Genomic DNA, 23,240 nt, shown 5'->3' with positions numbered 1-23,240 from the left:
GTCCCAACTACGGCGGGAACGGAAACGCGAGTTCCTTCGGCGACGAACGGCTCGACCTCGCGTTCGTGCTGCTGCTTCTCGGCTTGCTGGTGGCGGTGGAGCCGGCCCGTGCGGGCGTGGCGTTCAGGTGGCGTCGGGTGATCAGTTCGTCGCCGTGCAGCTCGGCGCGGGTGCTCATCGCGCGCCCTCCTCATCGGTAAGGTGCTGATCGAGCGCGTCGAGCCGGTCGTTCCAGGTCCGCCGCTGCTCGTCGATCCAGGTGCCGAGCAGCGTGAGCTGGTCGGCGCGGAGCCGGCAGGGCCGCCGGGTGCCCTCGCGTCGCTGCTCGACCAGCCCGCAGCGTCGCAGGACGCCGACGTGATGGGAGATCGCCTGCGGAGTGAGGTCGAACGGCTCGGCCAGCTCGCCGACGGTGGCGTCGCCGCGGGCGAGCCGGGTCACCAGGGCCCGGCGGACCGGGTCGCCGAGCGCGGTGAAGGCGAGATCGAGATCGGGCACGAGATCATCTTAATGAAAGCGTACGCTTGCACAAGCGCTTGTTTGTAAAGTTGGATCACCGGACGGAGATCGACGTGAACGGACCGAATCGACGCCACCGGAGGCTGCCGGGCGCGCTGCTGCTCGCCGTCGCGCTGTTGGCCGGCGGGTGCACCGACGGCGGCACCGACCAGGGGCAGGGCGCGACCGCGACCCCGACTCCGACCACGGCGTCGGCGGATGCCGGCACCCCCACCGCCGCACCGTCGACCGGCGGGCCGGTGACCATCCCGAAGTCGGCCTTCGTCGACCTGCCCGCCGAGCTGCGCAAGAGCGCCCCGCAGCCGATGCAGGTCGCCGACGCCCTGCCGAAGCTGTGCGCCGAGGAGTTCGCCACCGGCGGGCGGTCCACCGCAGCCGCAGCGATGATGAGCATCTACAAGACGCCGAAGGACCCGCCGGAGAACGTCCCCTACGGGACGCTGCACCAGACCGTCTTCGCCTTCGCCGGCACCGACGCCGGCGACTACCTGCGCCGCGTCCGCGCGGCGCTGGAACCCTGCCGCTCCTTCACCGAGGCGGGCAACACCGTCACCGTCCGGTCGCAGCCGCTGGCCGACACGGGCGACGACGCCCTGCTGGTGACGCTGACCAAGCCGGCGACCAGCCTCGACGGCGCCCCCGTCGGGGGCCAGGCCACCAGTCAGATCACCGTGGTCAGGGTCGCCGACGCGGTCACCGTGGTGCACGACCAGGGTTGGGAGGGCACCAGCAACAACCCGGACTTCGCCGACGACTTCGCCCGGGCCGCCGTGCGCGGCCTCGACTCCTGGCAGCGGTGAGGCGACCCCCCGACGTCAGGAGACCGCCGCCCGCACCAGCTCCGTGAGCTTCTTCTCCACCTCGGCGCTCCACCGCAGCAGCGCGTACGACGCCGGCCACATGTCGCCGTCGTCGAGGTTGGCCGCGTCCTGGAAGCCCACTGTCGAGTAGCGGTAGTTGAACTTCCCCGAGTCCTGGAAGAAGACCACGATCTTGCCGGCCGCGTTCGCGTAGGCGGGCATGCCGTACCACGTCTTCGGCGACAGCTCCGGTGCGTTGGCGGTGATCGTCACGTGCACCCGCTCGGCCAGTTCCCGGTCGGCCGGCGCCATCTGCGCGATCCGGTCGAGGACCGCCTGGAGGTCGTCGGCCTTCTTCGCGCCCTTCTTTCCCTCGTTGCGCAGCTCGGCGGCGCGCTCCTGCATTGCGGCGCGTTCCTCGGCGCTGAAGCCCTCGCTCATCTCGTTCCCCCTCGTCGGCGGCTGTTCGGCACGGTGCCGTCCGCTCGGCAGGAACGCTATGGCCCGACCGGGGCCGGCCGCTTCTCGATTCCTGACCAGCTCGGTCCCTCCGCCGGCACCAGTTCGCCGAGGCGGCGGTGTCGACGCGCTCCGGATACCGCCACCTCGGCGGAACCGTGTCGATCTTGGGTGTCCGGGGCAACCAGGGACGCCGCGCTGACCTATGCTCCGGCGATGGGTGAAGAGTCGTCGTCGAATACCCCCACCGAGGCGGAGCCGTTGCTGTCGGTCCTGGAGCGCAACCGGCGGACCTTCGCCTGGAAGACGTCCGGGCTCGACGCTAAGGGCCTGGGCGCGACCACGGCCGCCAGCTCGATGACGCTCGGCGGCCTGGTCAAGCACATGGCCCTGGTCGAGGCCGACTGGCTGGCCGTCAAGCTGGCCGGCCAGGAATACGGCCCTCCGTGGCAGGGCGTCGACTTCGACGCCGACCCGGACTGGGAGTGGCGTACCGGCGCGACCGACGCGCCGGGCGAGGCGCACGCGCTGTGGCGGGCCGCGGTCGAGCGTTCCCGCACGCTGGTGGCCGCCGTGATCGAGGAGCGTGGCCTGTCCGGCCCGGCGTCCTTCACCTGGCCGGACGGTCGCACGCCCACGGTCCGCGCCATGCTCCTCGACATGATCGAGGAGTACGCCCGCCACACCGGGCACGCCGACCTCCTGCGGGAGGCGGTGGACGGGCGGGTCGGCGAGGGTGCGCCAGCCGACTTCACGATCTGAGGCGTGGTGACCCGCTCCGGGCCGATGAGTTTGGCATGCTGCGGCGGTCCACCCGTCGACATCACCTGACGTGAAGGAGCACCGCGATGGCGAAGGTCATCTCCACCCTGTTCATCTCGGCCGACGGCGTCGCCGAGATCGACCCGGACTGGCACTTCCCCTACTTCGACGACAACATGGGCCGCGCCGTCACCGAGGACTACGCCACCGCCGACGTCCTGCTCATCGGGCGGGAGACCTACGACAGCTTCGCCGGCGCGTGGCCCGACCGCGAGGCCGCCGGTGGTGAGGACGCGCCGTTCGCCAAGCAGCTCGGCGACATGCGCAAGGTGGTCGTGTCGCGGCAGCCGCTGGAGTTCTCCTGGCGCAACTCGGAGGTGATCGAGGGTGACCTCGTCGACGCGGTCGCGGCCCTCAAGACCGACCCCGGCGTCCGGGGCGTGCTCATCCCCGGGTCGATCTCCGTGGTGCAGCAGTTGCTCGCCGCCGGGCTGGTCGACGAGCTGCGGCTGCTGGTGCACCCGGTGGCCGCCCGCAAGGGCCGCAGGCTGTTCGACGAGGGCGACTCCCCATACCACCTGCGGGTCAGCGCGACGGAGGCGTTCCCCACCGGCGTGCTCCGGGTGATCTACACGCCGGCCGAGGCGCCGGGCACGGTCGGCTACGACGACGTCAAGGAGCAGGTGCCGGCCGGGAGCTGAGCACGGGCAGGACGAGGTGGCCGGCCGGCGCTCAGTCGAGCAGGGCGAGCAGCGCGTGCAACGCCGGGTTGGTGCTGTCGACCGGCCAGGCCAGCCCCACGTCCACGGTGGGCGAGGGCGCGGCGAACCGGCGCAGCCGGACGCCGGGCAGCCGCAACGCCCGGGCCCGGCCGGCCGGCACGGCCGCGACCACGTCGCCCTGCGCCACCGCGCGCAGCAACTGCTCGTCGTCCGGCTCCTGCCGCACGAGCCGGAAACCACCGCCCGGCCACACCTGGGCGATGGTCCGGTCGAACATGCCCGGCCCGTTCTCCCGCGGCCACATCACCGCCGGCAGGTCGACCACCTGGGCCCGGCTGATCCGGCGGCGGCCGGCGGCGAGCGGATGCCCCGCCGGCAGCGCCAGCAGCAACTCCTCGGTGTCGACGGTGCGGCAGGCCAGCGCCGGCTCGTCCACCGGCGGGCGGACGAACGCCGCGTCCAGCCGGCCGGCGAGCAGGCCGGCGACGTTCGGGGCGGTCCACGCCGTCTCGGAGACCACCTCGACGCCAGGGTGGGCGGCCCGGAACCGGCCGATCAGCGCGTCGACCCGGCCGCCGCGCGCCGAGCGGGTGTACGCCAGTCGCAGCCGGCCGCCCCGGCCGCGCACCAGGTCCCGGATGCGGGCGGTCGCGGCGTCCACGTCGGCGAGCAGCCGCGCCGCCTCGTCGGCGACCCGGGCCCCGACCTCGGTCAGCGTGCAGCCCCGGCTGGTGCGATGCACGAGCGGCACGCCGAGCTGCCGCTCCAGCGCCCGGATCTGCTGGCTCAACGCGGGCTGGGCGATGCGCAGCCGGATGGCCGCGCGGGTGAAGTGCAACTCCTCGGCGAGCACCGCGAAGGAGCGCAGCCGGCGCAGGTCCGACCAGGCGCCCGTGGCCTCCACCATCCCGCCATCATAAGCGCCGCTTATCGCCGGCTCTCCGATCCGTCTTGGACGACATCGTCACCGGGCGGTCACCATCGGCAGCACAGCGACGGTACGAGTGGCGGGAGCGGACCATGGCGGCGGCGGACGTGGTGGTGGTCGGTGCGGGAGTGATCGGCCTGACGGCGGCGGTCACGCTCCAGCGGCGCGGCGCGCGGGTCACCGTGCTGACCGCCGACGACCCGGCGGACCTCGTGTCCACGGTGGCCGCCGCGGTCTGGTATCCGAGCCGCACCGAGGCGGACCCGCGGGTGCTGCGCTGGGCCCGGGACACGCACGCCGAGCTGCGCCGCCAGGCCGCCGACGGGGTGCCCGGGGTGGTCGACCGGCCCACCCGGATGTGGCTGCGCCACCCCTACGCCGGGCCGCCCTGGTGGGCCGACGCCTGCGGCGGGTTGGTGGCCGAGCCGGCCGGCGCGCCCTGGACGGCGCTGCTGCGGTTCACCGCCCCGACCGTGGAGATGACCCGCTACCTGACCTGGCTGCACCGCCAGGTCGAGGCCGGCGGCGGGCAGGTCGTCCGCCGCCCGCTGGGCAAGCTCTCCGAGGCGTACGAGATCGCGCCGGCCGTGGTCAACGCCACCGGTCTCGCCGCCGGTCACCTCGCCGCCGACCCGGCCGTGTACCCGGCGCGCGGGCACGTCCTGTTGGTGGCGAATCCCGGCCTGACCGTCTCGGTGCGCGACGAGGACGACCCGGCCGGCATCACGTACGTGCATCCGCGCCGGCACGACGTGGTGCTCGGCGGCACCTACCAGCCCGGCGTGGCGCACACCCGGCCCGATCCGGACGCGGCGGCGGCGATCCGGCGGCGGTGCGTCGCCCTGGTGCCGCAGTTGGCCGGCGCGCCGGTGCTGGGGGAGCGGATCGGGCTGCGGCCGGCCCGGCTCGGCGGGCCCCGGGTCGAGGTGGACCCCGGGGGTGGGCGGCTGGTGCACGCCTACGGGCACGGCGGGGCGGGGGTGACGCTGTCCTGGGGTTGCGCTGCCGAGGTCGCGGACCTGATCCTGGCCGGTTAGCGCCTCGGCGGCGACCTCCGGCCGGGACAACACCGCATAGGGTCGGGTCGTGGGCAGCGATGATCGCGTGCGGGCCGTCTATCCCGGCAGCTTCGACCCGTTCACCCGCGGGCACCTGGACGTGGTGGACCGGGCCCGCGGCCTCTTCGACGAGGTGGTCGTGCTCGTCGCGGTGAACGGCGACAAGCAGCCGGACGCCGACGAGGAGCAGCGGGCGACCGCCGTCCGCGCCGTCGTGCCGGCCGACTGGACCACCGTCACGGTCGCGGCCTGGCGGGGGCTCACCGCCGACTACTGCCGTCGCCACGACGTCGCGGTGATCGTCCGGGGCGTGCGGAACACCACGGATCTCCAGGCCGAGCACCGGCTCGCCGCGATGAACCAGTCGCTGGGTGTCGCCACGGTCTTCCTGCCTGCCCGGTCCGAACTGGCCGGCGTGTCGTCGACGGTGGCGCGGGCGGCCGGTGGGTGACGGCCGCGTCGGCGTCCGGCCGCGTTCGTCGCCGGTGGTGCGGGCGGCGGGTGGGCGGCGACCGCCGGCCTAGCGTTCGGCCGCGTTGTGCGCGGCGACGAGGGTCGGGAGTTCGTCCAGCGACCCGATCCGGAACAGGCAGCGCGTGGCCACCTCGGGCAGGTCGAGGATGTGGCCCCACGGGCCGCGCCGGATCAGGCACGCCGGCATTCCGGCGGCCATCGCCGGGCGGGCGTCGTTGTCGGGGCGGTCACCCACGTAGAGGATCGTCGACGGGTCGCCGCCGCCTTCGCGGACGACCCGGTCGAAGAAGGCCGGCGCCGGTTTCGCCACGCCCCACCCGTGCGACGTGCCGATCACGTCGACCGGCAGGTCGAGCGCGCGCAGGCTCGCCTCGGCGTGCGCCGGTTGGTTCCCGGCCAGGCCGACGCGCAGGCCCTGCTCCTTCAGGGCGGCCAGGCACGCCCGGGCGTCGGAGTGGAGATCCTCCTCGCCGAACGCCTCCGGCCGGCCGGCGGCGGCCCGGCGCTCCAGTTCGGTCGCGAGGTCGAAGTCGGGCCGGAACGTGCGGAACGACTCCTGCCAGTCCTGCCCTCGGGCGATGACCGCGCCGAAGACCGCCGAGAAGGTGTGCCGGGGCACGCCCAACCAGTCCGCCCAGTCGGCGAACTCGCGGGTCTCGTCGAGGATCGTCCCGCCGACGTCGAAGAAGACCGCCCCGATCACGTGGACGCCTCCAGGTAGGACCGATGGGAGCGGGCCGCGTGCTCATCGGGGCGGAGGCGGGGGCATCGTCGGGTGAGCAACCGAGACGAGTGGTAGGGAGCCAGGGAGACGGCGGTGCGAGTGCGGATCACGGCAGGAGGATAGCGGTCAGGCGACGTCGCGGGGGGCCGCCAGCCGCTCGCGTCGGCGTGCGCGACCAGCTCGTATTCGCGTACCCCCCTCGGGGGCTGCCTGCCCCGGCCGGACAACCACCACGTTCCACCCACCGGCGAGTACGCCGGCGAGTGGAACACCACGCGCCTCTCAGCCCCTCGCAGACCTCCACCGTGTTCCACCCGTCGGCATGACAGCCGCTGAGTGGAACCCGGTGGCTGTTTCCCGTCCGCGCGGGTGACCGGCCGGCGGCAGATCGCCCGCGCGGACGGCACGCTGCTGCGCCGGCCGCTGGACGCCGACCCCCGAACCGCAACGTGCTCGACCTGCCGGCCGGTGCGGTGACGGTGCCGGTCGACGTGTGACACCGCCCCGCCACCGGGTGCTCCGGCGGCGGGGCGGCTGGTCACGTCACTCGTCGGCGGCGCGCTCGCGGTCGGCCTCGGCGTCGGCGGCGCCGACCGGGGTGCCGTCGTTGTCCCGGGTGGCCGCGGACAGGTCCACGTCGGCGCCGGCGCGGGCGGCGTCGGCCGCCGCGTCGTCCGCGCCGACCACCTCGCCACCGTCGGTCTCGCTGTCGTTGTCCACCAACTGCCCGGCGGCCAGCCCGATCGGTGCGTACCTGGGGTCGGTCATCTCGTCCTCCTCACCGGTTCCTGCCCCCACCGGTACCCGCCCGCGGGCCGGGGCACACCGCCCGGCCGGGGAAGCCCGGCCGGGACGGTGGTGCGGTCAGTGGCAGGTGCCGGTGCCGCTGTCGCCGTAGGTCTGCCCCGCCACCGGCACGAACTGCCAGTCGTAGGTGTTGGCGTGCAGGGTGAACTTCAAGACCCCGTACGCGCTGCTGTTGCGCGCCTCGCTGTTGGGCTGGATGGTGCCGAAGCCGTAGTGGCTGGCCCCGCCCATGCCGGCGACGAAGCTGCGCAGCCCCCGCGCGGCGTCGTAGCCGCCGTTGGCGTTCATCGGCGCGAACCGCTCGTACACGTGGTTGTGCCCCCAGACCACGACGTCCGCGTTGTGGTCGTAGAGCGCCTGGTAGAGCGGCCGGGTGCCGGTCGACGGCGCGTGGTTGGAGCTGGACGTGTAGAGCGGGTGATGCCAGTAGGCAAGCGTGCACGGCTTGGTGCTGGCCGCCAGGTCCGAGCGCAGCCACTGCTCCTGCGTCGACCCGGCGGACATGCTGACGTTGGAGTTCAACGACACGATGTGCCAGTTGCCCAGGTCGTAGGAGTAGTAGCCGCGCCCGCTCGGCCCGGCCTGGCTGCCGAAGTAGTTGTAGTAGCCGCTCGCGCCGGAGGTGTTGTAGTCGTGGTTGCCCGGCGACGGGCGGGTGCGGGCCTTGTGCCGTCCCCAGGTGGGCGCGTAGTAGCTGTTGAACTGCGAGGCCGTGCCGCTGTCGTAGACGTTGTCGCCGGTGGTGAACACCGTGCCGGAGATGCCGTCGAGCAGCGCCGCGGTGGCGCTGTCGCCGGAGCCGGAGTTGCTGATGTCACCGGCGCCCACCAGCACCGGGTCGCCGGACGGCGCGGTGCTGCCGGTGGTGACCACCAGTTGCGGGGCGTTGCCGCCGCTCTCCCGGGCGGAGTAGTAGGCGCCGTCGCTGCTGGTGGACGTCGCGCCGAAGCTGAACGTGCCGTTGCCGGTCACCGCCGCGGTGACGTCCACCTCGTACCAGGTGCCGGGCCCGACCGACCCGATCGAGCCGAGGGTGGCGCCGTCGACGGCCGGCTGGTTGTTCCAGGTGGTGCCGGTCTCCGACCAGCTCGTGCTGGACATCGCCCGCACGGTGCCGCCGACGTCGCTGCCGTTGTTGCCGCTGATCGTGCGCAGCCGCAGCTTGGCGCTGGTGACCGTGCCGCTGACGCCGCTGACCGTGAACCGCAGGAACATCCGGCGGGTGGGAGAGGTGTCCACCACGATCTGCGTGGCGGTGCCGTAGTTGGTGCCGGCCGTGTCGCTCTGCACGTACGTGTCGGCGACCGGGGTGAACGTGACGCTCGCCGCCGAGGCGGCGCCCGAGCCGGTGAGGACGGCGGCGGCGCTGGCGGCGACCAGCACGGCAGCCGCGCTCAGGGTGACCGGCGGCCGGGGGAGTCGAATGCCCATCCAAGGGCCCCTTCCGTGGGGGTGATGACAGCCCACGGAATGTAGGGACGTCGATGGACCGGCGGGCGGCGGAAAGGTGAACGCCGCGTCCGGGTAGGCAAACTTCTCGATGTTCGCGCGCTGTTCGCCGAGCGCACACCCGAGCGGTGCCGACCGTCCGTTGTGGTGACCGGGCCGCGACCGGACGATGGCTGTCCGTCAGGCCGCCGACCGCGAGGGGACCGCCCGTGTACCTGTCGACCGTGTCCCGGCCGGCGGCCGACCCGCCGGCCGCCGCCCGGCCGCGCCGCCGCCTCACCGGGGTCGGCGGCACCGTGCTGGCGCTCGGCACGGTCAGCCTGATCACCGACGTGTCCGCCGAGATGGTCACCGCGGTGCTGCCGCTCTATCTGGTGCTCGGGCTGAACCTCAGCCCGCTCGCGTTCGGCGTCCTCGACGGCGTCTACACCGGGGCTACCGCAGTGCTGCGGGTCGTCGGCGGGTTCGTGGCCGACCGGTTCCGCCGGCGCAAACTGGTCGCCGGCGCCGGCTACGCGCTCTCCGCGGTGGCCAAGCTCGGGCTGCTGCTCGCCGGCCGGTCGGTGCCGGCGATCGGCGCGGTGATCGCCGTGGACCGGCTCGGCAAGGGCGTGCGCACCGCGCCCCGCGACGCGCTGATCACACTCGCCACGCCGCCCGAGGCGCTCGGCCGGGCGTTCGGGGTGCACCGGACCATGGACAGCGTCGGGGCGTTCCTCGGGCCGCTTGTCACCCTCGCGGTGCTGCTCGCCGTCGGGCCGAACTACGACGCGGTCTTCGTCGCCAGCTTCTGCGTCGCCGCGCTCGCCGTCGTCGTGCTGGTCCTCTTCGTGCGGGAACGGCCCGCGCCGGTCGCTGGCGACGTCGCCTCTCCCGCCGGGACGAGGCCCGGGCCGAGCCGGCCGGCCGGCGGCGCGGACGACCGCCGGGTCACCGTCCGGGAGGCCGCCGCCCTGCTCCGGGACACGTCGACGCGCCGCCTGGTGGTCGCCGCCGCGCTGCTCGGGCTCGCCACCATCGGCGACGGCTTCGTCTACCTGCTGCTGCAACGACGCGAGGACATCGGCCTGCGCTGGTTCCCGCTGCTCGCGGTCGGCACCAGCCTGGCGTATCTGCTGCTGGCCGGCCCGCTCGGCGCGCTGGCCGACCGGGTCGGCCGGCTGCCCGTGGTGGCCGGCGGCTACGTCGCGCTCGGCCTGACCTACCTGCTGCTGGCCGGGCCGGTGCACGGTTGGGCGCTGCTCGTGGCGACGTTGACGCTGTACGGCGCGTTCTACGCGGCCACCGACGGGGTGCTGATCGCGCTCGCCGGTCCGGTGCTGCCGGCGCGGGTACGCACCACCGGCATCGCGCTCGTGCAGACCGGCCAGGCGCTGGCGTACCTGCTCTCCTCGGTCCTGTTCGGCCTGGCCTGGCAGGTGTGGGGCCCGCGCCCGGCGAGCGTCGCCGCCGCCGTGGCCGTGACCGTCACGCTGCTGGCCAGCGTGTTCCTGCTCGCTCCCCGGCAAAGGACGGCCCGATGATGTCGACAGGCGCGAAGCTCGCCACGCTGGCCGCCTCGGCCGTCGCGCTCGGCGCGCTGGCCACCGGCTACGCGGTGGTGTCGGCCCGGCCCGCACCGGTGCCGGCCGCCGCCGCCGACCGGGCGGTCACCCTCCGTCCCGGCCCCCGGCTGCTCGCCGTCACCGACCGGCACGTCTCCACCGCCGCGCTCGCCGACCCCGCCGGGCCGCGCGCCGTCGCCGCCCTGGAGTGCCTGCGGGTGTACGCCGCCGCCGGCACCGGCGTCTGCCTGGCCCCGAGCAGCGCGTGGTCGTACCAGGTGGTGGTGCTCGACGCGGAGCTGCGCCCGGTCCGGCGGCTGGACGTGCCGGGGCTGCCCAACCGGGCCCGGGTCTCGGCGTCCGGCCGGATGGTGTCGTGGACCACGTTCGTCGGCGGCGACTCCTACAGTGGCGGCGGCTTCTCCACCCGCACCGGTTTCCTCGACGCCCGCACCGGCGTCACCGTCGCCTCGCTGGAGGCGTTCGCGGTCCGGCGCGACGGCCGGCCCTACCGCAACGCCGACGTCAACTTCTGGGGCGTCACGTTCGCGGGCGACGACAACACCTTCTATGCCACCATGTCCAGCGCCGGGAAACGGTGGCTGGTGCGCGGCGACGCCGCCGCCCGGACGGTGGCGACGGTACGGGAGAACGTCGAGTGTCCGTCGCTGTCGCCGGACGGCACCCGGATCGCGTTCAAGGAGGCGGTCGACGCCGATCCTTCGAAGGGCTGGCGGCTGTCCGTGCTGGACCTGCGCACCATGCGGGTGACCGCCACCGCCGAGCGCGCCAGCGTCGACGACCAGGCCGCGTGGCTCGACGGCGGCACCCTCGCCTACACGCTGCGCGCCGACGACGGCCGACCGGACGTCTGGTCGGTGCCGGCGGACGGCTCCGGCGCACCCCGGCTGCTGCTGCCCGGCGCGGAGTCGCCGTCGCCGTTGACCTGACGCCCTGTCGACAGCAGCGCCCCGGCGGCGACCAGCGCCACCCCGACCCCGGCCGCGTGACCGGGCAGCCCGGTCGGGATGCCCAGGTAGACGGTGATGCCGAGGATGCGCGACAGCCCCCACGGCAGCAACGCCATCTGGTCGTTCCACACCGTCAGCGCGCGTTCCGCGCCGATCCAGGCGACCAGCCCGGCGAGCACCGCCAGCGGCACTCCGGCGGCGGCGAGCACCAGCCCCGCGGCGCGGCGGCGGGTCACCCCGTAGCGGTCGCGCAGCACCACAGCGGTCGCCACGAACAGCCAGCAGAACGCCGCCACCGCGATCGTCAGGTAGACCGCCCGGCGGGCCGGCGCGGTCCAGAACACCATCCAGTAGCCGCCCGGCCCACGCCCGGCCAGCACCGCCAGCAGCAGCACGCTGCGCAGCAACGCCACCCCGCCGACGACCGCCCACAGCGCGAACGGGTCCCGCCGGCCCACGGCCAGGCGTGCGACGAGCGCGAACAGCGCCCAACCGCCGAGCGTGACAAGCAGGTGCGCGGGCGCGGCGAACCAGGTGAACACCAGCCGGCTCGCCACCAGCACCGCCGCCGGCACCAGCCACACCAGCACCCGGTCCGCCCGGGACGCCGGGGCCGGCAGCCCGGCCAGCCGCCACGGCCGCAGCGCGCCCAGCAGCAGCGCCCGCGCCGCCGCGCCGCCCGGCCGGCGCCCGCTGTCGCGTCGGCGCCCGCGCAGGCCGAGCACCACCACGACGCCGACCAGGGCCAGCAGCGCCCGCGCCGCCCAGGCCATCGCCGGGTCGCGGTCGGCCCGCTGCGCGCCGAGGTCGGCCGCGGTGAAGCGGTACGCCGGCAGGTCGAGGTCACCGCCGTAGCGCTGCCGGTGCCGGTCGCGCGCCTCCCGGTACGCCCCGGCGGCGGACCGCCAGTCGGCGTAGGCGTCGGCGGAACCGGTGTCCAGCCACTGCGCGTGCCGCAGCACCATCGTGCGGTAGGCGGCCAGCGTCGCGAACAGGTCCACCTGGTAGTCGAGCGTGTCGACGAAGCGTTGCCGCAGCGCGGCGTCCCGCCACGTCGCCGGGTCGGTGCCGGCGACCAACGCCCGCATCCGCCGGGCCGTGGCGACCGCCGCGCCGCCCTCGGCGACCGCCTCGTCGACCCGGTCGCCGGTGACCGCGTAGATGCTGTCCAGTGCCGCCGAGTCGCCGGTCGGGATGTCCCACTCGAAGATCCACATCATCGGTGGTGGTTCCAGCCCGAGCGCCCGCACCGACGTGTCCGCGTACGGGCCGACGTAGAGGCCGGTGGTGACCGCCGACCGGGACAGCGCCATGGCCGCCCCGATCGCCGCCACGGTGGCCGGGTCGGCGGAGAACGTGCGGTAGGCCCAGTCCGCCGTCACCCGCGCCGGGTCGGTGTCCGGGTCCCAGGCAAGCCGCGCCACCGCGTAGGTGTTCAGGTCGTAGAGCTGCCAGAAGCCGGCGCGCAGGTAGAGCGACATCGGGCCGGCGCGCAGCGGCCCGCCGTCCTGGGTCCAGTTCCACACGCCCTCGACGTGCGGGTTCGCGGCGAGGAACGCGCGCAGCGCCGCCGCGTGCAGCGGGCCGAGGTCGTTGGGCAGCGCGCCGAACCCCTCGAACTCGCGCCGGGCCTGGAACTCCACGATCCGCCGCTGCGCGCCACCGAACAGGGTGGTGTTGAACGGCAGGTGGCTGTAGAAGTCGCCGAGCGTGTACTTGGTGGACACGATCAGGTGCGGGTCGTCGAACCCGCCGAGGACCCGCGCATACTCCTGCGGGTTGGTGTGCAGGTCGCCGACCTCTCCCACGCCGACGGTCCAGGTGCGGAAGATGATCTCCTTGCCGGCCGGTCCGGCGGTGTCGAGCAGCGCCCGCAGCATCGCGCGCACCCCGTCGGCGGTGGTGACCGCGAGCTTGGAGCTGTAGTCCCAGCCGCTGCCCGCGTACACCTCGCCGCCCTCGCCGACGCGGACCATCAGCCCGGCGACGAACGGCATCCGCGCGAACAGCTCGGCCAGCCCGGCCCGGTAGACCGCCCAGAGCCGGGGGTCGGCGGTGTCGAGCCCGCCCACGGTGCGATCGAGGTACGCCTCCAGCGGCGGCGACACCGCCAGCATGTCGGTGAGCAGGAAGACCTTCAGGCCCATCTCGGCGGCGTACCGGAAGACCGGCCCGAACGCCGCCACCATGGCCCGCGCCCGCGCCACGTGCGGGTCGCCGGCCGGATAGACCCCGTGCCCGTCGCCGACCTTGTCGAACGTGACGTACTCCAGGAAGCCGGGCACCACGACACCGTTGTAGCCCTGCGCCGCCGCGTGGTCGACGAACTGCCGGAACTGCGCGTCGACGCGGGCCACCGCCGCGGCGTCCACCCACGGCGCCTCGGGCAGCAGCGCCGAGGTGACCACGTCGGTGTTCAGGCGGTAGTCGTCGCCGGCCGCGAACGCCGCCGCATCCGGCTCGCGGCCCACCGAACCCGCGTCGGTCAGCCGCAACCCCAGCCGGGGCGCGACCGGCCGCCCGACCTCCGCCGCCGGCAGCACCTCGGCGCCCGAGCGGATCCGGTCGGCCAGCCGGTAGAGCCCGGCCGCGATGCCGGCGAGGTCGCCGGTGACGGTCAGCTCCTCGCGGCGGACGCCGATCCGGTACGCCTCCGGCGTCCCGCCGGCGCGCAGCTCCGCCCGCAGCGTCGTCACCGCCGACAGGTCCGGCGTCGGCGTGCTCGCGGTTGCCGGTCCGGTTCCGCCCGGCTCGGCCGTGCCCGCGTCTGCTTTCGGGGTCGGATCGGGGGCCTTGGTCGGTGTGACAGCGGGGCGGGGACGGCCCCGGGCGGCGAGCGCGTCGGCGACAGCTCCGGCGGCCTTGACGGTGCGGAGCTGGTCCGGCACCACGATCGAGGTCAACGGCGGCACCGGCGCGGGCGCCCGGGGCGGCGCGGCGACGGCCCGCTCGGGCGGCACGTCGGCCGGGGTGTGGCTGAGCCCCAACGTGTCGTCGACACCCCAGGCCACGCCCGCGCCGAGCAGCAGCACCACCACGAGGGCGGCGACCAGTTGGTACGGGCGCCGAATCCGAGCCACGCTCGCATCGTAGTGGCGACAGGCCGCCCACCCGCCAGGTGGACGCTCCGGGTGCTACTTCTCGCCGGCGAGCAGCACCTCGCGCCACTGCGCGAATCGTTCGCGTATCGCGGCGATGGACGGGGGATCAGCGCCCATAGGCGGCAAAGCGGCGGTCCGGATATCGCTGGAGCATCGCGAACAGATCGGCCAGCGTCCGCCTGTCGAAGCCGGCATCTGCCTGCCCGGCGAGTTCGAGCACCTGCTCGCGGGTGTACCGGCCGGTCGCCACAGCCGCGTCCACGTCGAGGAAGTCCCGCGGCTCGGCGCGGGTGAACAGGGCGGACATCTTGCCGGTGACGACGTCGTCGACGTGCAGTACGGGCCCACGTCCATCGTCACGGGCGGGCGCGCACGCCAGTTCGCGGCGAGTTCGACCTTGTATGGCCGGTCCGGCATGACGGGATCGGTGACGGCGAGCCGGGCGAACGTCTCGAACCGTTGCGTGACCTCGACCGCATAGCCGTCGGCGCGGTAGGCGTCGACGACGGTGTCCACCGCTACGGCAAGTCGCCGCGGTGCTCCCACGCGGTGAACAGGTCCACGTCTTCACTGGGCCGGTTGAGAATGCCGTGAGCTTGCACGGCATAACCGCCGGCCAAGGCGAAGCCGTACCGGCCAGCCACGCGAAGACCGATCTCCGCCAGCCGGAGGCGGACCGGTTCCACGCTCAGCCCGCCAGCGTCCGCGGTGGGACAGCCAATTCGGGAAAGCGGGCCTGCCACAGTGCCCGCAGCCGCGCAGGCAGCCACAGCTCCGGCCAGAGTCGGCGAAGTGTGTCGCCGTCGAGCCACCGGCGCAGATCAGCCGCCGTGGTGGCCTGGTTCAGCACCGTCTGGTACATCACCTGAAGATCTCCGAGGTCCTCCAGGTGGTAGCTGGCGTCACCCGACCAGTCGAGACGACGGTCGAGCGTCACTACGCCGCTCGTCGGGCCACGCAACTCGGCCAGGCTCGCAGGCACGATGAAGTGCCGCTGATCCACGTATCCCGAACCAGCGGGCGCGTCACCTGCCCTCTCCATCGCTGCACCTCCTACTCCGATCGTACGATGCGGCGCACCGCCTGGCTGTTCAGGCCGCCTTGTCGTCCCGTCTGGTCCTGGATGATCTGCCGGCCCGCTTCCGCCACGCAGGCGTGACCGGCACGGCGCAGTGCGTCGACAAGCGTGGTCTTGCCTGCGCCGGGGCCACCGGTGACCACCACGAACCGGCTGCTCATGCCATCCCTCCAGTTCTTCGGCCGCCCGACTCCGCCGCCGAAACGTCAGCCGGGGGCCTGGCCGGCGAGGTACGCATGGACGTCGTACCCGTTCGCGACGGGCACACAGGCCGCTGTTATGCCTGCAAGAAGGGCTTCCGTCAGTGACAGGACTGTTACTCGGCGGCGTCTCTCGTAGCGTGGATCACGCTCAACCGTGCCGCTCGCGGAAGAGCACCCCGAGGCCCCGAAAGGACCGCACATGTCTGATCTTGACCACTCTCCAGAACATGCCGCCCGGGAGGCCGGGCTTCGTGAGGTCTCCGAAGCGCTGCTCAACATCGAACAGGCGATCAAGAGAACTCAGCGGGCAAAGCGCACGGTCTCGATGACCGTCGGCTGTGACGACCTCGCGCGGATGCTGGACACGGCGGCCCGCAACCTGGAAATCGCTCGCAAGGACCTGTTTCAGGGCGCCTACTTCTCGGCGGATTCGCCTAAGCTCTTCTGACCATGCGCAGTGGTGAGCAGATCCGGTCGGCAGTAGCCGGTTGACTCGGGTGCCGGGACGGTGCCGGCACCCGAGTCACCATCGACGGGTCAGATGCGGTTGTTGAAGCGGCCGGTGCGGGTGGCCGCGACGAATCGGGTCCAGCTCGCCGGTGCGAAGCTCAGTGCCGGTCCCTGCCGATCCTTGGTGTCCCGCACTCCCACCGAGTCGGCGAATCCCGCCACCTCCACGCAGTTGCCCTCGCCGCCGGATCGGGACGACTTGCGCCACATTCCGTCACGTCCCATGGGTCATCTCCTTCGCGATCTCCGTGATCAGCTCACGGGACTCGTCCGCGTCGAGCGCCCGCTCGCCGAGCGAGCGCCACGCTTCCTCTTATCCTGGCCCAAAGCAGCAGAAGGAGCGGCAATGACGAGCCAGGAGCCATCGAGCAAGGCTTCCCATCAAACGTGGCGTCGTCTCGTCACACCCTTGCTGGCCGCCTCGGTGGTAGTCGGTCTCGCACTGACGGTCGGCACGGTGATGGCGGGCAGGGAGAAGACCGCCGCGCTGGCATCGTCGGCCGCATCTGTCACGAACACGGAGCCGGGCCCCGCCCGCTGCCCCCAGACGTGGACCGACACCGCACCGACGAAGCCCGGCACGGACGTCCTTGTCCCCGTCGGCGCCACGGAGGCGTTGTTGTGCAGTTATCGGCATGAGGCAGATCCGCCCCTGAGCCTTGCCGCCAGCCGACGTATCACCAACCGGGTCGACGAGCTGACGACCGATCTTAACGGGCTGCCCACCTCGCCTCCGGCGGGCACCGTCTGTCTGCTCGGGCAGTCGACCGAGCACGCATTCGTGTTCGGCTACCCCGGGCAGCGCGCAGCCGTCATTCGACTCAGCAACTGCGCCTGGCAGCGTGAGGGCGCGACCCGCTACGGCGGTGACATACGTAAGGTGACCGCGTACTGGGGTGCGCGCTGGAACGACTAACTTGATCTTTAACCTGCGGGGTTATCGCCTGAGGGCAGCCGGACGAGTCGGGTGCCGGCGACACCGGCACCCGACCCTCTGTCACTGCATCACGGCCGGTTGTCGAAGCGGCCGGTGCGGGTGGCCGCGACGAATCGGGTCCAGCTCGCCGGTTCGAAGCTCAGCGCCGGCCCCTGCCGGTCCTTGGTGTCGCGCACTCCCACCGAGTCGGCGAAGCCCGCCACCTCGACGCAGTCGCCGTTGCCGCCGGATCGGGACGACTTGCGCCACACCCCGTCACGTCCCATGGGTCATCTCCTTCGCGATCTCCGTGATCAGCTCACGGGACTCGTCCGCGTCGAGCGCCCGCTCGCCGAGCGAGCGCACTCGGCTGACCGGTCGGCCGGTTCAGGCCGGGTGGTCGAAGCGGCCGGTGCGGGTGGCCGCGACGAATCGGGTCCAGCTCGTCGGTGCGAAGCTCAGCGCCGGTCCCTGCCGGTCCTTGGTGTCGCGCACTCCCACCGTGTCGGCGAAGCCCGCCACCTCCACGCAGTTGCCGTTGCCGCCGGATCGGGACGACTTGCGCCACATTCCGTCACGTCCCATGGGTCATCTCCTTCGCAATCTCCGTGATCAGCTCACGGGATTCGTCCTCGTCGAGCGCCCGCTCGGTGAGCGAGCGCCATGCTTCCTCGTAGGTCTGGATCTCATACGGCTTGTCAAGGTAGACGGCACCGCACGGCCCGTCCATGTAGATCGTGGTCGGCTCCTGCTCTCGCACGTCGGTGGGGAAGTCGAGCATGGTGAACGTGCCGGCTACCGCCCAGCGATGGAGCCCGACGCTGAGCGGCAGCACCCGGATGCTGATGTTGTACCGCTGGCTGTTCACTACCAGGGCGTCAAGCTGTCGAGCCATCGCGCCCGGAGCACGCAGTGGTCGGCGTAGCACCGCCTCGCTCAACACCATGTCAAAGTAAGGCGCGCGTGGCACCGGGCGCGCGAGCAGCCGCTGGCGACGCAGGCGGACATCCACCTTCGCCTGCCGCTCGACCTCATCCAACTGGGGATTGTCGGTGGCGATCACCTCCGTCATGTACTCGACGGTCTGCAACAGGCCCGGCACGAGATTGGCTTCGTGGTGGCGAATCTTGGTGGCAGCGGCTTCCAATCCCACAAAAAGCTTGAACCAGTCCTCGACCGCCTCGCCGTAGCTGTGCCACCAGCCGTGGGCCTTGGTTTCCCGGGCCAGCGCCCGCATCGTCTCGATCGTTTCGCGGGACGCGCCGTACACCCGGCACATCGCCTCCACGTCGTTCGGATGCATGGAGACCTGGCCCGTTTCGTAACGCCAGATCCGGGGCGTCGACCATTCGAGTTCCTTCGCCGCCGCGCTCACCGTGATGTGCGCGTTCTCGCGAATCTCCTTCAGATATCTGCCGAGCTGCCTACGCGGGACGGTGCTGCCCGAGTCGTCCACGTCATCTCCTCTGCTGTTGTCGCGTAAGGCACCTCATCCCTTGGTCCGCATTCTTCTCCAAAACATTGCCACAGGCCAGCACCGAAATGACCATTCGTGGTGCCTGCCGCGATCCGGCAGCGTCCGCCCGGAGCGGGCACCATTCCCCGAACCTCATCCCGGTGCCCGCCCCGGTGTCGGTCCCCTTTCGACAGCCGGAGGCGTGATGATCCGCGTGACCGCGAGACGGCTGCTTCCGTACCACGTCAGGTCTGCGGTCTTCGATCGGCGCTGGCGCGGCCTGGACCCCGGTCAGGTGCGCGACCACCTCGACCGGGTGGCGGACGAACTCGACCGCCTGAGCCGCGAGCTGACCACCGCGAGATCCGAGACCGAACGGGCGCGTCAGGTGCTCCGGCGGTGGCAGTCCCGGCACCGCCGCTGCTGCCGTGACCCGGACGCCCCGGAGCACCGATGACCGCGCCCCGCATCCCCGACACCCGATCCCGGAGGCACCCCCCGATGTCCGTCCTGCTCGCCGACTTTCCCGTCGTCGTCCCCGTCCCCGACGAGGATCTGCTCCTGGCCCAGTTGGCCGTGCGGGTGCACGTGCCGGAGCGGTGGCCGCAGGGCCCGCTGTGCCGCAGCGAGCGCGTCCCGTACCCCTGCCGGTTGGCCCGGTGGGGGCACGCGACGCTGCGCGCGGCCGGTTTCGGCGCGGGCCAGCTTCCGTGACCGGCGAGGCGCACCGGTTCTGGGCGGCGGTGCAGGACCGCTGCCCGGGGCTGCTGCCGGAACGCGACGCGCCGCTGCTGCACGCCGGCCTGCTGCGGCTGCTCGACGGCGGCGACGACCGCGCCGGGCGGTTGGCGTTGCTGCGGGTGCTCGGGTCCGCGTACCGAAGCTTCGGCCTGCGGCCGTGGCACGCGGCGGCGGTCGGCGACGCCCTGCTGCCCGCGCCGGGCCTGCGCTGGTGGCGGGCCTGGCGGCTGGTCGAGCGCACCGCCGCCCGCCTCGCCGACACGCCGCCGTGGTGGCCGGTCGAGGTCGTCGACCACGACCGGCCCGTCGACACCGTCGCCGTCCTGACGGTACGCCCCTGGCGGCGGCTGCCCCACCGGCCCGGTCAGGCGATCCCGGTGCACACGCCGCGCCGGCCGGGACGCTGGCGGTGGCTGTCCCCGGCCGGCGTGCCGCGCCCGGACGGCACGCTGGAGTTCCACGTCCGGGCCGTGCCCGCCGGGTCCGTCTCCGGCAGCCTCGTGCACGAGGTACGCCCCGGCGAGCTGCTGCACCTCGGCGCGCCCGCCGACACCGGCCTCGAGTTGACCGATGGTTCCGACGAGCTGCTGCTGGTGGCCGGCGGGACCGGGCTGGCACCGCTGCGCGCCCTGGTGGAGCAGGTCGCCGCCGCGCCGGCCGGTCGCCGGGTAACGCTGATCGTCGGCGCGCGCACGTTCACCGACCTGCACGACGCGATCGCCCTGGACAAGCTCCAACAGGCGCACGCCTGGCTGACCGTCGTGCCGGCGTTCTCCGCCAACCCCGACGCCCTGCCGGCCGAGCAGGGCACCGCTGTCGCCCTGGCCACCTACCACCACCGGCCCGGGCAGCACGTGCACGTGTGCGGCCCACCCGCCATGATCGCCGCCGCCCGCCGCTGGCTCACGATCGCCGGGGTGCCCGCCGACCGGCTGCACCTGCCGGTGATCGGGGACCGGTGATGGGCGTCTACCGCAGCCGCCACGCCTTGACCGGGCCGCTCACCCCCGCCCGGATCGAGGCCATCAGGTTGCCGTTGACGTCGCGGCTGCGGCGCGGCTACCGCATCGACGACGTGGATGCCGTCCTGCGCCGCCTCGCCCACGAACTGGCCGAACGGTCCCGCCAACTGAGCGTGGTCGCCGCCGAGAACCACCAGATCAAGACCGCGCTGCGCGCCTGGCAGTCCGAGCAGGTCGACGGTGTGCGCGGTCAGCTCGGCGGATAGGGGCTGTCGGCGAGCAGGTGGGCCAGGTGGGCGGCGTTCGCGGCGACCGTCTTCGTGGTGCTGCCGGTGGTGTCCGGTTTCGGCCCGGCGTCCCGGTAGTCGACGCTGCCCATCGCCTCACCCACCCAGTAGGTCGACGCGGTGGCGGCGGCCGAGAAACCGACGTCGTTGAGCGCCTGGAGCACCTCGGCGCTGACGTGGTGCGCGCCGTCCTCGTTGCCGACCACCGCCACCGCCGCGACCTTGCCGAAGGTGAGCAGTCGTCCCTGCGCGTCGGTCTCGGCGAGCTCGGCGTCGAGGCGCTCCAGCACCATCTTGCAGACGCTCGACGGCTGACCCAGCCAGATCGGGGTGGCGATCACCAGGATCTGCGCGGCGATGAGCTTTTCCCGGATCGCCGGCCACTCGTCGCCGCCGCCCTCGTCCAGCGAGACGCCGAATTTGACGTGGTGGTCCACCACCCGGACCACCTCGCCGTCCACGTCGTGGTCGGCGAGCGCGGCCAGCAGCTCCCGACCGAGCAGGTCGGCGCTGGACTCGGCGGGTGACGGCTTCAACGTGCAGTTCAGGACCAGGGCACGAACGGTGCTCACGGCGGGGCCTCCTCGATTACGGTGACCCTGCCGCCGTACCCGAGCCGACGCCACCCAACCGCGCGATTCGTCCCGCCGCGACGGGCCGTACCCGCGATCGTGGGTTGTGGGGCCCGGGACGCCGGGTTCCTCCGGGTGTTCGCGTTCGCGCAGCATGTGGTCTAGTTTCGAACAGGTGAGCGAGGTGGCGAGCGTCCCCGTCGAGACGCGACTTGAGGCGTACCGGCCGGAACTGACCGGCTACTGCTACCGGATGCTGGGCTCGGCCTTCGAGGCGGAGGACGCGGTGCAGGACACGTTCGTCCGGGCCTGGCGCAACTTCGACCGGTTCGAGGGGCGGTCCGCGCTGCGGACCTGGCTCTACCGGATCGCGACGAACGTCTGCCTGAACATGGCCGCCAGCGCGCAGCGCCGGATCCGGCCGATGGACCTCGGCCCGGCCGGCAGCGGCACCGCGAGCCACCCGGGCGAGCCGCGTCCGGAGCAGATCTGGCTCGGCCCGATCCCCGACGACCGGGTGCTGCCCACGGCCGGCGACCCGGCCGAGGTGGTCGCCGGGCGGGAGTCCGTCCGGCTGGCGTTCGTCGCGGCGTTGCAGCACCTGCCGCCCAGGCAGCGGGCCGTGCTCATCCTGCGCGAGGTGCTGGCCTGGTCGGCCCAGGAGGTCGCGGAGCTGCTCGACACGTCGGTGGCGAGCGTGAACAGCGCGCTGCAACGGGCGCGGGCCACCATCGCGTCCGCCGACACCGCCGCCGAGACGCGCCGCCCGCTCGACGAGAAGCAGCAGGCGTTGCTTACCCGCTACGTGCGGGCGTTCGAGGCGTACGACCTGCCGGCGCTCACCGAGCTGCTGCACGAGGACGCGACGCTGTCGATGCCGCCGGTGCCACTGTGGCTGCGCGGTGCCGACGACATCATGGCCTGGATGACCGGCGCGGGCAACGGCTGCCGCGGGTCCCGCGTGGTGCCGGTGGCGGCCAACGGCATGCCGGCGCTGGGGCAGTACCGGCACGACCCCGAGTCGGGATACGTGCCCTGGGCGCTGATCGTGGTGGGGCTGTCCGGTGACCGGATCACCTCGATCAACAGCTTCCTGGACACCGAGCGGCTGTTCCCGCTCTTCGGCCTGCCCGACCGGCTCGTGGCGGGCGTCGACCAGCCCGAGCAGGCCGGCCGGGTCGCATAGCGCCCGACGACGTGAGCGCCCGGCGACGCAATTTCTCCGACGCATGTTGCCGGTCGCAGTTACATCGACGTTAACTGCTATACCAATCATCGGTGTGCGGCTATATGATCCGCGGTAGCTCCGCCCGAAGCCTCACGAAACAGCAGCTCCCGCACGCCTCAGGCCGCCCACCGCACCGCACCGGTGGGTGGCTCGGCCCACCGCGCCGCAAGTCGCGCGGCAATTGCCGGGTGCTGCGTCAGCCTGCCGGGAAGGTGGGAACGGATGACCGCGATCCCGTCCTTGGTCATCGGCATCGCGTCGTCGGCGGCCGAACGCCGGCAACTCGCCCAACTCCTCGGCGGCACCGAGACGTTCCTCATCGTCTCTAGCGCCCACCAGGCCCGCCGGTTCCTCGACCTGGTCCGCCGGCCGGCGGTCGCCCGAGGGCCGCTGACCCCGGCCAACGCCCCCGAGACGCCGGCCGCCGCCGTGCCCCTGGACGCCGTGCCTGTGGACGCCGTGCCCCTGGATGCCGCGACCGCGCCGGCGGGCGACGTGCCCAGGGATGCCGCGACCACGCCGGCAGGCGTCGCGCCCGGCGGTGCCGATTCCGCGTACCCGGGCGGTGGGGAGCCGGCCCGCGACGGCGGTGCGCCGATCGCGCTGCCGGCGCTGGGGCTGGCCGTCGACTCCGACCGGCGGGTGTTGCGCTGGCGGGGACGGGAGGTCGGGTTGACGCCGCTGGAGCACGACCTGCTGGTCTGCCTCGCCGGCACGCCGGGTCAGGTGTGGACGTACGCCCGCCTGCACCGCACGGTCTGGGGCAACGAGCACCTCGGCCGAGGCTCCGACATGCACTCGGTGGTCCGCCGCATCCGGCACAAGCTGGGCCGCCTCGACGCCGCCGCCACGATCCACGCCGTCCGAGGCGTCGGCTTCCGCCTCACCCCCTCCTGACCCCCACCACACCCCGCCCCTCGTGGGTGGGGTGTGGTGGGGGTGGCCCGCCCGGTGGGAGCACCGGGCGGG

The 23,240-nt window shown here is 73.2% G+C and carries 30 protein-coding genes and 1 pseudogene; 15 read left to right on the top strand and 16 right to left on the bottom strand.

Annotated features, from left to right (window positions below; genetic code table 11):
• Nucleotides 1-7 precede the first annotated feature (7 nt).
• Nucleotides 8-178 carry a hypothetical protein gene (locus tag AB0H28_RS22985; protein ID WP_358043650.1) on the bottom strand — a complete coding sequence of 57 codons (171 nt, stop codon included), beginning with the start codon at nucleotides 176-178 and terminating at the stop codon, nucleotides 8-10.
• Nucleotides 175-498, bottom strand: a complete 324-nt coding sequence (locus AB0H28_RS22980; protein ID WP_358043647.1) for a metalloregulator ArsR/SmtB family transcription factor — start codon at nucleotides 496-498, stop codon at nucleotides 175-177. Before AB0H28_RS22980 ends, AB0H28_RS22985 begins: the two co-directional genes overlap by 4 nt.
• 74 nt (nucleotides 499-572) lie before the next feature.
• Here AB0H28_RS22980 and AB0H28_RS22975 point away from each other — a divergent pair, with 74 nt between their 5' ends.
• Entirely contained in the window at nucleotides 573-1,319 is a 747-nt protein-coding gene (locus AB0H28_RS22975; protein ID WP_358043644.1) for a hypothetical protein, read from the top strand.
• 15 nt (nucleotides 1,320-1,334) lie between these two features.
• Here AB0H28_RS22975 and AB0H28_RS22970 read toward each other — a convergent pair whose 3' ends face one another.
• The gene (locus AB0H28_RS22970; protein WP_358043641.1) at nucleotides 1,335-1,760 is read right to left on the bottom strand and encodes a hypothetical protein; all 426 of its coding nucleotides are present in this window, start codon (nucleotides 1,758-1,760) and stop codon (nucleotides 1,335-1,337) included.
• A gap of 234 nt (nucleotides 1,761-1,994) precedes the next feature.
• On the opposite strand from AB0H28_RS22970, the gene AB0H28_RS22965 reads away from it, so the two are divergent.
• Both AB0H28_RS22965 and AB0H28_RS22960 read left to right on the top strand, forming a co-directional pair.
• A complete protein-coding gene (locus AB0H28_RS22965) occupies nucleotides 1,995-2,540 on the top strand; it encodes a DinB family protein (protein WP_358043638.1) in 546 nt (181 codons plus the stop codon).
• Nucleotides 2,541-2,626: 86 nt separating this feature from the next.
• Nucleotides 2,627-3,241, top strand: a complete 615-nt coding sequence (locus AB0H28_RS22960; RefSeq protein WP_358043635.1) for a dihydrofolate reductase family protein — start codon at nucleotides 2,627-2,629, stop codon at nucleotides 3,239-3,241.
• Between the two features lie 31 nt (nucleotides 3,242-3,272).
• On the opposite strand, the gene AB0H28_RS22955 is transcribed toward AB0H28_RS22960, so the two are convergent.
• Nucleotides 3,273-4,169: a LysR substrate-binding domain-containing protein gene (locus tag AB0H28_RS22955; RefSeq protein ID WP_358043632.1), complete on the bottom strand. Its 897-nt coding sequence runs from the start codon at nucleotides 4,167-4,169 to the stop codon at nucleotides 3,273-3,275.
• Between the two features lie 113 nt (nucleotides 4,170-4,282).
• Here AB0H28_RS22955 and AB0H28_RS22950 point away from each other — a divergent pair, with 113 nt between their 5' ends.
• Nucleotides 4,283-5,227 (top strand): FAD-dependent oxidoreductase, encoded by a 945-nt coding sequence (locus tag AB0H28_RS22950; protein WP_358043629.1) that lies wholly within the window; start codon nucleotides 4,283-4,285, stop codon nucleotides 5,225-5,227.
• A gap of 49 nt (nucleotides 5,228-5,276) precedes the next feature.
• Nucleotides 5,277-5,699, top strand: coding sequence for a pantetheine-phosphate adenylyltransferase (gene coaD / locus AB0H28_RS22945; protein ID WP_358043626.1), 423 nt, complete (start codon nucleotides 5,277-5,279; stop codon nucleotides 5,697-5,699).
• Between the two features lie 69 nt (nucleotides 5,700-5,768).
• Here the strand turns inward: coaD and AB0H28_RS22940 are convergent, their stop codons facing one another.
• The 3 genes from AB0H28_RS22940 to AB0H28_RS22930 form a co-directional block, all read right to left on the bottom strand.
• On the bottom strand, nucleotides 5,769-6,425 hold the full coding sequence (locus AB0H28_RS22940; protein WP_358043623.1) for an HAD family hydrolase: 657 nt from the start codon (nucleotides 6,423-6,425) through the stop codon (nucleotides 5,769-5,771).
• Nucleotides 6,426-6,989: 564 nt separating this feature from the next.
• On the bottom strand, nucleotides 6,990-7,214 hold the full coding sequence (locus AB0H28_RS22935; RefSeq protein WP_358043620.1) for a hypothetical protein: 225 nt from the start codon (nucleotides 7,212-7,214) through the stop codon (nucleotides 6,990-6,992).
• A gap of 96 nt (nucleotides 7,215-7,310) precedes the next feature.
• Nucleotides 7,311-8,684 carry a DNRLRE domain-containing protein gene (locus AB0H28_RS22930; protein WP_358043617.1) on the bottom strand — a complete coding sequence of 458 codons (1,374 nt, stop codon included), beginning with the start codon at nucleotides 8,682-8,684 and terminating at the stop codon, nucleotides 7,311-7,313.
• Between the two features lie 227 nt (nucleotides 8,685-8,911).
• On the opposite strand from AB0H28_RS22930, the gene AB0H28_RS22925 reads away from it, so the two are divergent.
• Nucleotides 8,912-10,225, top strand: coding sequence for an MFS transporter (locus AB0H28_RS22925; RefSeq protein ID WP_358043614.1), 1,314 nt, complete (start codon nucleotides 8,912-8,914; stop codon nucleotides 10,223-10,225).
• On the top strand, nucleotides 10,222-11,196 hold the full coding sequence (locus tag AB0H28_RS22920; RefSeq protein ID WP_278106795.1) for a hypothetical protein: 975 nt from the start codon (nucleotides 10,222-10,224) through the stop codon (nucleotides 11,194-11,196). Before AB0H28_RS22925 ends, AB0H28_RS22920 begins: the two co-directional genes overlap by 4 nt.
• Here the strand turns inward: AB0H28_RS22920 and AB0H28_RS22915 are convergent.
• The 4 genes and pseudogenes from AB0H28_RS22915 to AB0H28_RS22900 form a co-directional block, all read right to left on the bottom strand.
• On the bottom strand, nucleotides 11,082-14,297 hold the full coding sequence (locus tag AB0H28_RS22915) for a hypothetical protein (protein WP_358043610.1): 3,216 nt from the start codon (nucleotides 14,295-14,297) through the stop codon (nucleotides 11,082-11,084). The two genes, AB0H28_RS22920 and AB0H28_RS22915, sit on opposite strands and share 115 nt — an antisense overlap.
• Nucleotides 14,298-14,351: 54 nt before the next feature.
• A pseudogene (locus AB0H28_RS22910) lies at nucleotides 14,352-15,004 on the bottom strand (nucleotidyl transferase AbiEii/AbiGii toxin family protein).
• A gap of 2 nt (nucleotides 15,005-15,006) precedes the next feature.
• Nucleotides 15,007-15,321 (bottom strand): hypothetical protein, encoded by a 315-nt coding sequence (locus tag AB0H28_RS22905; protein WP_358043607.1) that lies wholly within the window; start codon nucleotides 15,319-15,321, stop codon nucleotides 15,007-15,009.
• A 50-nt stretch (nucleotides 15,322-15,371) separates the two neighbouring features.
• A complete protein-coding gene (locus tag AB0H28_RS22900) occupies nucleotides 15,372-15,557 on the bottom strand; it encodes an AAA family ATPase (protein WP_358043604.1) in 186 nt (61 codons plus the stop codon).
• Between the two features lie 241 nt (nucleotides 15,558-15,798).
• Between AB0H28_RS22900 and AB0H28_RS22895 the strand changes: the two genes are divergently transcribed.
• On the top strand, nucleotides 15,799-16,047 hold the full coding sequence (locus AB0H28_RS22895; RefSeq protein WP_358043601.1) for a hypothetical protein: 249 nt from the start codon (nucleotides 15,799-15,801) through the stop codon (nucleotides 16,045-16,047).
• A gap of 89 nt (nucleotides 16,048-16,136) precedes the next feature.
• Here the strand turns inward: AB0H28_RS22895 and AB0H28_RS22890 are convergent, their stop codons facing one another.
• Nucleotides 16,137-16,319 (bottom strand): DUF397 domain-containing protein, encoded by a 183-nt coding sequence (locus AB0H28_RS22890; RefSeq protein WP_358043797.1) that lies wholly within the window; start codon nucleotides 16,317-16,319, stop codon nucleotides 16,137-16,139.
• Between the two features lie 136 nt (nucleotides 16,320-16,455).
• Here AB0H28_RS22890 and AB0H28_RS22885 point away from each other — a divergent pair, with 136 nt between their 5' ends.
• Nucleotides 16,456-17,025 carry a hypothetical protein gene (locus AB0H28_RS22885; RefSeq protein ID WP_358043598.1) on the top strand — a complete coding sequence of 190 codons (570 nt, stop codon included), beginning with the start codon at nucleotides 16,456-16,458 and terminating at the stop codon, nucleotides 17,023-17,025.
• 89 nt (nucleotides 17,026-17,114) lie between these two features.
• Here AB0H28_RS22885 and AB0H28_RS22880 read toward each other — a convergent pair whose 3' ends face one another.
• From AB0H28_RS22880 to AB0H28_RS22870, 3 genes are all read right to left on the bottom strand, one after another.
• On the bottom strand, nucleotides 17,115-17,297 hold the full coding sequence (locus tag AB0H28_RS22880; protein WP_358043794.1) for a DUF397 domain-containing protein: 183 nt from the start codon (nucleotides 17,295-17,297) through the stop codon (nucleotides 17,115-17,117).
• Nucleotides 17,298-17,412: 115 nt separating this feature from the next.
• Nucleotides 17,413-17,595: a DUF397 domain-containing protein gene (locus AB0H28_RS22875; protein ID WP_358043791.1), complete on the bottom strand. Its 183-nt coding sequence runs from the start codon at nucleotides 17,593-17,595 to the stop codon at nucleotides 17,413-17,415.
• A 4-nt stretch (nucleotides 17,596-17,599) separates the two neighbouring features.
• Nucleotides 17,600-18,481: a helix-turn-helix transcriptional regulator gene (locus AB0H28_RS22870; protein WP_358043595.1), complete on the bottom strand. Its 882-nt coding sequence runs from the start codon at nucleotides 18,479-18,481 to the stop codon at nucleotides 17,600-17,602.
• Nucleotides 18,482-18,686: 205 nt separating this feature from the next.
• Between AB0H28_RS22870 and AB0H28_RS22865 the strand changes: the two genes are divergently transcribed.
• Genes AB0H28_RS22865 through AB0H28_RS22850 form a run of 4 tightly spaced genes read left to right on the top strand, consistent with a single transcriptional unit; the run spans nucleotide 18,687 to nucleotide 20,450 of the window.
• On the top strand, nucleotides 18,687-18,938 hold the full coding sequence (locus AB0H28_RS22865; protein WP_358043592.1) for a DivIVA domain-containing protein: 252 nt from the start codon (nucleotides 18,687-18,689) through the stop codon (nucleotides 18,936-18,938).
• Between the two features lie 44 nt (nucleotides 18,939-18,982).
• Nucleotides 18,983-19,195: a hypothetical protein gene (locus tag AB0H28_RS22860; protein ID WP_358043589.1), complete on the top strand. Its 213-nt coding sequence runs from the start codon at nucleotides 18,983-18,985 to the stop codon at nucleotides 19,193-19,195.
• The gene (locus AB0H28_RS22855; protein WP_358043586.1) at nucleotides 19,192-20,184 is read left to right on the top strand and encodes an FAD-binding oxidoreductase; all 993 of its coding nucleotides are present in this window, start codon (nucleotides 19,192-19,194) and stop codon (nucleotides 20,182-20,184) included. Before AB0H28_RS22860 ends, AB0H28_RS22855 begins: the two co-directional genes overlap by 4 nt.
• Nucleotides 20,184-20,450 (top strand): DivIVA domain-containing protein, encoded by a 267-nt coding sequence (locus tag AB0H28_RS22850; protein WP_358043583.1) that lies wholly within the window; start codon nucleotides 20,184-20,186, stop codon nucleotides 20,448-20,450. The genes AB0H28_RS22855 and AB0H28_RS22850 overlap by 1 nt, the downstream gene beginning before the upstream one ends.
• Here the strand turns inward: AB0H28_RS22850 and AB0H28_RS22845 are convergent.
• Nucleotides 20,435-21,043, bottom strand: a complete 609-nt coding sequence (locus AB0H28_RS22845) for an NAD(P)H-dependent oxidoreductase (protein ID WP_358043579.1) — start codon at nucleotides 21,041-21,043, stop codon at nucleotides 20,435-20,437. The two genes, AB0H28_RS22850 and AB0H28_RS22845, sit on opposite strands and share 16 nt — an antisense overlap.
• Nucleotides 21,044-21,197: 154 nt before the next feature.
• Here AB0H28_RS22845 and AB0H28_RS22840 point away from each other — a divergent pair, with 154 nt between their 5' ends.
• Complete coding sequence (locus AB0H28_RS22840) at nucleotides 21,198-22,229, top strand: sigma-70 family RNA polymerase sigma factor (RefSeq protein WP_358043576.1); 1,032 nt, start codon at nucleotides 21,198-21,200, stop codon at nucleotides 22,227-22,229.
• A gap of 264 nt (nucleotides 22,230-22,493) precedes the next feature.
• A complete protein-coding gene (locus AB0H28_RS22835) occupies nucleotides 22,494-23,168 on the top strand; it encodes a winged helix-turn-helix domain-containing protein (protein ID WP_358043573.1) in 675 nt (224 codons plus the stop codon).
• Nucleotides 23,169-23,240 lie beyond the last annotated feature (72 nt).

This window comes from Micromonospora sp. NPDC050980, from assembly GCF_040653835.1.
Taxonomy (GTDB): Bacteria; Actinomycetota; Actinomycetes; order Mycobacteriales; family Micromonosporaceae; genus Micromonospora.
The sequence above is the reverse complement of the archived record's forward strand: the minus strand, read 5'-3'. Positions and strand labels throughout refer to the sequence as shown.